Source organism: Lacticaseibacillus pantheris DSM 15945 = JCM 12539 = NBRC 106106, assembly GCF_001591865.1.
GTDB classification, from domain to species: Bacteria; Bacillota; Bacilli; order Lactobacillales; family Lactobacillaceae; genus Lacticaseibacillus; species Lacticaseibacillus pantheris.
In genome coordinates this window covers 22,478-28,675 of the sequence record NZ_BCVS01000019.1, presented here as the reverse complement: position 1 = coordinate 28,675, position 6,198 = coordinate 22,478, and the positions used below count along the sequence as shown (strand labels likewise).

General features: G+C 52.7%; 6 protein-coding genes. All 6 read left to right on the top strand.

All coding sequences use genetic code 11. From position 1 onward, the window contains the following. The first annotated feature begins 806 nt into the window (after positions 1-806). The 6 genes from proB to LPA02S_RS03500 all read left to right on the top strand — a co-directional run bounded on the left by proB (position 807) and on the right by LPA02S_RS03500 (position 6,047). The gene (gene proB / locus LPA02S_RS03525) at positions 807-1,643 is read left to right on the top strand and encodes a glutamate 5-kinase (RefSeq protein WP_420835952.1); all 837 of its coding nucleotides are present in this window, start codon (positions 807-809) and stop codon (positions 1,641-1,643) included. A gap of 24 nt (positions 1,644-1,667) precedes the next feature. Beyond that, complete coding sequence (locus LPA02S_RS03520; protein ID WP_420835953.1) at positions 1,668-2,915, top strand: glutamate-5-semialdehyde dehydrogenase; 1,248 nt, start codon at positions 1,668-1,670, stop codon at positions 2,913-2,915. Positions 2,916-2,962: 47 nt separating this feature from the next. Continuing rightward, on the top strand, positions 2,963-3,604 hold the full coding sequence (locus LPA02S_RS03515; protein WP_054650729.1) for a nitroreductase: 642 nt from the start codon (positions 2,963-2,965) through the stop codon (positions 3,602-3,604). Between the two features lie 218 nt (positions 3,605-3,822). Next, the gene (locus LPA02S_RS03510) at positions 3,823-4,068 is read left to right on the top strand and encodes an AbrB/MazE/SpoVT family DNA-binding domain-containing protein (protein ID WP_054650731.1); all 246 of its coding nucleotides are present in this window, start codon (positions 3,823-3,825) and stop codon (positions 4,066-4,068) included. Further along, positions 4,069-4,470 carry a type II toxin-antitoxin system death-on-curing family toxin gene (locus LPA02S_RS03505; protein WP_054650733.1) on the top strand — a complete coding sequence of 134 codons (402 nt, stop codon included), beginning with the start codon at positions 4,069-4,071 and terminating at the stop codon, positions 4,468-4,470. A 404-nt stretch (positions 4,471-4,874) separates the two neighbouring features. Beyond that, entirely contained in the window at positions 4,875-6,047 is a 1,173-nt protein-coding gene (locus LPA02S_RS03500) for an RNA-guided endonuclease InsQ/TnpB family protein (protein WP_054650735.1), read from the top strand. The last annotated feature ends 151 nt before the right edge of the window (positions 6,048-6,198 follow it).

The window sequence follows — 6,198 nt, the reverse complement described above, 5'->3', positions numbered from 1 at the left end:
AGAATCGCGGCGGAAACCCGCTTGTACTTGGCGGGTTGGAGCCTTCGCCCTAGCAGTGGTCACCATGGAGTACCCCACGTAAGCCGTAGCTCACCGCGCCGCTCACCCAACCAGAAATACCGCCCCGTGACAACCAGCTACTTGGCGTTAGGCACCATACCGACCGACGCGGCCTAACGCTACTGTAGTATCCATTTTTCCAGTTACGTTGCGTCAGTCACAAAAACATCGTGTAGTTCGCGATGCCTGTTAGTGAATTCGCACGAGATATGGGTACCGTTTATCGAACTGACGGGTGCCGGCAAAGTGGTGGTGGGGTGGAGGCGTCGTGTCCGTAGACGTGGTTGCTGCGATCCCGTAGCGCTGTAAGAACGAAGTGACGTACAGCGGCAAATTATTGAGATTGAGTGCATTTCTCAAACTCAATAATTCGTGGGAGGACGGAACGTCCGGAGCGTGCGGGTGTAGCAAGCCACGGCGGAGGGCACGAAAGCCGCAACCCCACCACCACTTTGCCAGCACAGCACGACTCGGTCCACAACCCGCTTGACAAAAGTAAGCCGGCAGACTATGATAACGTCAGCATCGGGCGAGCCGCCCGCCCCCCAGTCATAGTAGTGCCTCACAGGAAGAACGGTCGCCGACTGCAAGCCGTTCAGCGCGCACGAATCCAAGCTAGGGTGAACAAGTTAATATAGTAATTAAAAGAGTGAAGCGTTGCTTCGAACGAGGATGGTACCGCCCGGTAAGGGTGCCTCGGTCGGGCAGCGCTTTTTGTCACAAGACGGTATGTGGAGGACGGAACCATGATGGCACAGACGCGTACAAAACGGGTAGTAGTTAAAATCGGCACGAGTAGCCTCATCTACCCGGACGGCAAAGTGAATTTACAAACGATTGACCGCTTGGCGTACGCCCTGTCGGCTTTGCAGAACCAGGGGTGCGAGGTCCTGTTAGTTTCTTCTGGCGCAATTGGTGTTGGCCTGGATCTCATGGGGCAACACGACCGGCCCGCGGCCATCGCCGGGCAACAGGCGTTAGCCGCCATCGGCCAATCGCAACTGATGTCGCTGTACACGCGGCGGTTCACCGATTACGGGTCGATGGTCGGACAGCTGTTGTTGACCTACGACGTCTTTGACTACCCCGTCAGCCGGATTCACGTGCTCGACACGATTGAGGCGCTGCTCGCCCAAAGTATCATCCCCGTCATCAACGAAAATGACTCGGTCGCTACGGACGAGATGGATCACCGCACCACCTTTGGCGATAACGACCAGCTGTCCGCGCTCGTTGCCCGCCAGGTGGACGCCGACGTGCTGATCGTCATGTCGGATATTGACGGCCTCTACAACGTGGACCCGCGCAAGTATGCCGACGCACACCTGCTGCACCACGTGACGCGGGTGACGGACGCCATCCTGGCTGGCGCTAGCGGGAGCTCTACACGCTTTGGTACTGGCGGGATGGTCACCAAGCTGAAGGCGGCGAACACGATGATTGAGGCGGGCAAAGAAATGGTGTTGGTCAACGGCGCGGATCCACGCGTCGTGCTCCGCGTGATGGCCGGCGAGGATATCGGCACCCGTTTCTGTCCCGCCAGCATGATGCCGGGCAACGAGCAGGCGACTTTGCGACACTAACCCATAGGAGGAAAGCTCATGGACATGGTACAGACAAACGATTTGCAGGCAATGGGCCGGGCAGCCAAAGCCGCGGCGGCAATCTTGGCGCAGCTCCCTGACCCCGACAAACAGCACGCCCTGAACGTGATGGCGGATGCCCTCGTGTCAGCGACGGACGCGATTATGGCGGCCAATAAGCAAGATCTGGATGGGGCCACCATTGACCCACGGTTCGTGGACCGGCTACGGTTGACGCCGGAACGGATTCAGGACATGGCCGACGGTTTGCAGCAGGTTGCCCAACTCAAGGACCCGACGGCGCAGATTGACCGTGGTTGGGTGACTGAGGACGGGCTCACCATCACCCAGCGGCGTGTACCGTTGGGCGTGGTGGCCATGATTTACGAGGCACGGCCGAACGTGACGGTGGACGCGGCGGGCCTGGCTTTCAAGAGCGGCAACGCGGTCATCCTGCGTGGGGGCAAAGAGGCGTTGAACAGCAACCGCGCCCTCGCCACGACTTTGCGTGATGCACTGGTCAGCGTCGATTTACCGGCGGATGCGGTCCAGCTCATTACCGACCCCAGCCACGAATTGGCGAACGAACTGATGCACCTCAACCAGTACGTGGACGTTCTCATTCCACGTGGCGGGGCTGGCCTGATTCGTGCGGTTGTGCAAACGGCTACCGTCCCCGTCATTGAAACGGGTGCCGGTAATTGTCATATCTACGTGGACGATGCGGCTGACCTAGAAATGGCGCGCAAAATTGTGGTGAACGCTAAGGTCCAGCGGCCATCGGTATGTAACGCGGCGGAGAAACTGCTGATCAATGCCAAAGTGGCGGAGGCGTACCTGCCAACTTTGGCCGCCGACCTCCGCGCGCACGGTGTGGAATTGCGTGGGGATGAACGGGCGCGGGCCATCGTGCCAGACATGGTGGTCGCCACGGATGAAGATTGGGACACGGAATACAACGATCTGATTTTGGCGGTCAAAGTGGTGGATGATGTGGACGCCGCGATTGCGCACATTAATGCGCACAACACGAAGCACTCGGAAGTCATCATTACGAACGATTTGGCGCACAGCCGGCGGTTCCAGGATCTGGTGGACGCGGCCTGTGTGTACGTGAACGCGTCGACCCGCTTCACCGACGGCTTCATGTTCGGCTTTGGGGCGGAAATCGGTATTAGCACCCAGAAGCTGCACGCGCGTGGACCAATGGGCTTGAGTGCCCTGACGACCACGAAGTACGAGATTAATGGAAACGGACAGGTGCGCAAGTAGAGCATATTGGTATTCAGGTGTAATTATTAGGTGAGGGGGATTTGATCATGGATCAAAATAGCATCTTGGTGCAGCGTCATTCAGCGCGAGCGTTTGAGGACAAAGCAATTCCGGTGGACGTGATCAAGGATATCGTGCGTGAGGCCGCGTTGGCCCCATCGTGGGAAAATTCACAGCCGTGGAAGGCGTACGTCGCGACCGGGGAAACCGTTAAGCGCATCCGGGCGAGTCACTTTGACCTGGCCAGCAAGGGTACGAAGAGTTGGACGGAGGTTGTGCCACCCCAAAGTTGGTCGGCGTACACGCAGGGCAACATTGACCAGTGGTTGGTCGCAACCAAACAATCTTTGGGTGATGCCACACCGGAACTTTTTGAGGCCAATAAAAACCTGTTCAACGCGCCTGCCATTGTCTACATCACGATTCCTAAGGACGCATCACACTATTCGGCGTACGATGCCGGGGCGTTTGGGTACGGCTTACTGTTGGCGGCTCAGGAACACGGCCTACGCGGAATTCCCGCGTACGAGTTTATTCGTCATCCAGCTGAGGTCCGGGCGCAGATTGATATTCCCGAAGATGAGTCGTTGATGATGGGGGTCGCACTCGGCTTTGCAAAGGATAATCGGTTGAACTCGTTGAGAACCGAGCGGAATGATTTGGGTACGATTTTGAGGATTGCGGACTGATAATACCATTTAGTTGGTTTATTGGATGGCTACCCAGAATCTTTCCGAATCGGTGTGCCATAAGTTAGTGAGGACGCGTGCTTTCGTGCACGAATCATAATCAACTGTATTGCTAGTAGGCGCATTTGATGGCGTTTGCTAGCTTTTTTATTGGCTGGCTCTCAATGTACTTGTTTATACTGTGTATATACCTCATACTTAAACCAGAGGTGGTAAGCATGACCGATAATCAAGGTATCAAACGGACAGTGGGCAAGGTGAACAACAGTTTGTATTTTACGATACCCGCGGATATTGTCGAACGGCTCAGATTAAGCAAAGGAGAACGGTTAGCCGTATCCTTAGAGGACGGTGCAATAGTTGCGCGGCCCGAGCGTGAGGCTACTAGTGACGACGATTTGCGCCAAATTGACCAGGTGATTGACCGTTACATGGATGCAATGAAGTATCTGGAGGACAAGTAGATGCATTATCTTTCGGCGGCCGATATTATTCGGATTAATGCACGGTTGCAGCAACGGTTTGGGACCGAACCAGCAATTCGTGACGCCGTAGCTCTGGACTACATTGTGCAATCTGCTGAACAGGAAGTCTTTGGGGTTAAACTCTACCGTTCCGCTGTTGAGTTGGGCACCTATTACTTAATCAAGATTACGAAGAAGCATTGCTTTAACGATGCTAATAAGAGAACGGCATTAATCAGTTTTGTATGTTTTTTGATGCGTAATGGCTATGAACTTCGTCCGGATGCCCAGATTACGCTGGCTACAGAAGTTGTAAAGATTGCTGCGGCTGACCGTGAAAGTGACGAGTTGTGGTCTGAAGTTAAAGATCATGTAGCCCAGGCAATCGAGGAGGTTCGTTAGCATCGATTGTACGGAATCATTATTTCCCACGGTCGACTCACACCGCCAAAACGGTTATAATGATTTTCGACGTAATCGCCAGGTGGCGATAGAACAGAGCAGGAGGTAGTTAACTGTACTTTAAATCATGGAACAAAGTGTAATAACGGGATTTTATCAAGACGCAATAATTAAGTGGAAGACATCTTGATACCCAGATGTAGTAGTTGCAACTAAATGCAATCATTTGTTGCAATTTGCGAACTGCCATAACTTACTCTCCAAATTGTAAACCGCGTAGAATAGGCAAAGCCTACTAAACACTATCAAATCACGCTTGTTGAGTGCCTCAATACCAGCGTAAAATTTAAGGTGTTGAATAGTTGCTGCGGTGTTCTATGTTTACGTTTGGGGAGTGAGCCAGAATGATTAAAACACACAAAATTAAGTTGTACCCCAATGCAACCATGTGCCGCGCGTTCCAGCAGTTATTTGATTACCGACGTTACTGCTATAACCTGGCACTCGAATCATGGAACGGCATGTACGATGAGTCATTGTTAATGGGTGATAAGTCATTACGGCCAAACGAACGTAAGGTAAGGAATGAGCTGGTCAACAACAAGCAGGATTGGCAGTACGAACTTTCAGCCCGCGTTTTACAGCTGGCAGTACATGACTTAGCTCAGGGGTGGCGGAACTTTTTCAATCCGCAAATGCCCAGCCACAGGCAACCCCGGTTTAAGTCTAGGAAACGGTCACGCAATACATTCACAACTGATCGGGCACAGGTGGTTAACAACAAACTGCGCTTAGATCGACCATATGGTTACACATCGTGGTATGACATCCGGATGGCTGAATCGGTACGCTGGATTGGCAAGCTAAAAACTGCGACCGTAGTCGAAGAAGCTGATGGTTATTATGTTGCGCTAGCTGTTGAGGTTGACGATAGTGTCGCAGTTAAATCCGGGCACGTTGTTACCGGCGTAGATGCCAACATTGCCCGCTTTGACTATCGCGATGCCACGGGCTACCAATCGGTTTCGACCATGAGTGCTAAGCTACTGCGGTTGTACGAGCGTATCACCCATTATCAACGGTTGTTGGCACGTAAACGGTTGGTAAATCCGTCCCATTTCCGGTCCCATAACTACCGCGCAACGAGAGCCAAGTTGCAGCGGGATTATCAAAAGGTGACCCGAATTCAGATGGATTTACTGCACAAGTTTACGCATCAGTTAGTACAAACCAATGACGTGATTGCGATTGAGGACCTCGATAACCTGCACATGCGCATGAACAAACACTTAGCCAAAAACTTGCACCGTTCACTGTTTGGCCAGTTCAAGGCAATCATGCAGTACAAATGTTCATGGGCTGGCGTGAAGCTAGTCATGGTGGATCGCTTCTATCCGAGCACCCAGCGGTGTTCGCAATGTAGCTTCGTCAAAACCGGTGCGAACAAGATCGACTTAGAGGGTAATCGCCGGCATCATACCGGTAACAATCAATACGTGTGTTATCAATGCGGTGCAAGTATGCGCCGCGACCAAAACGCAGTGGAAAACTTAATCCAGTACGCAATGGTCAACTAATCATTCTGGGTATGGCTAATACCATAAAGTTCAGGAGTCAGTCAATGTCGTGCGGATATTTTTCCAAAGGGGAATACTGATGATGACGGGACTAAGTGAGATGTAGAATGTCAATCAAGAAAGGAAATATATAAACCTTTATTGGTGTCCA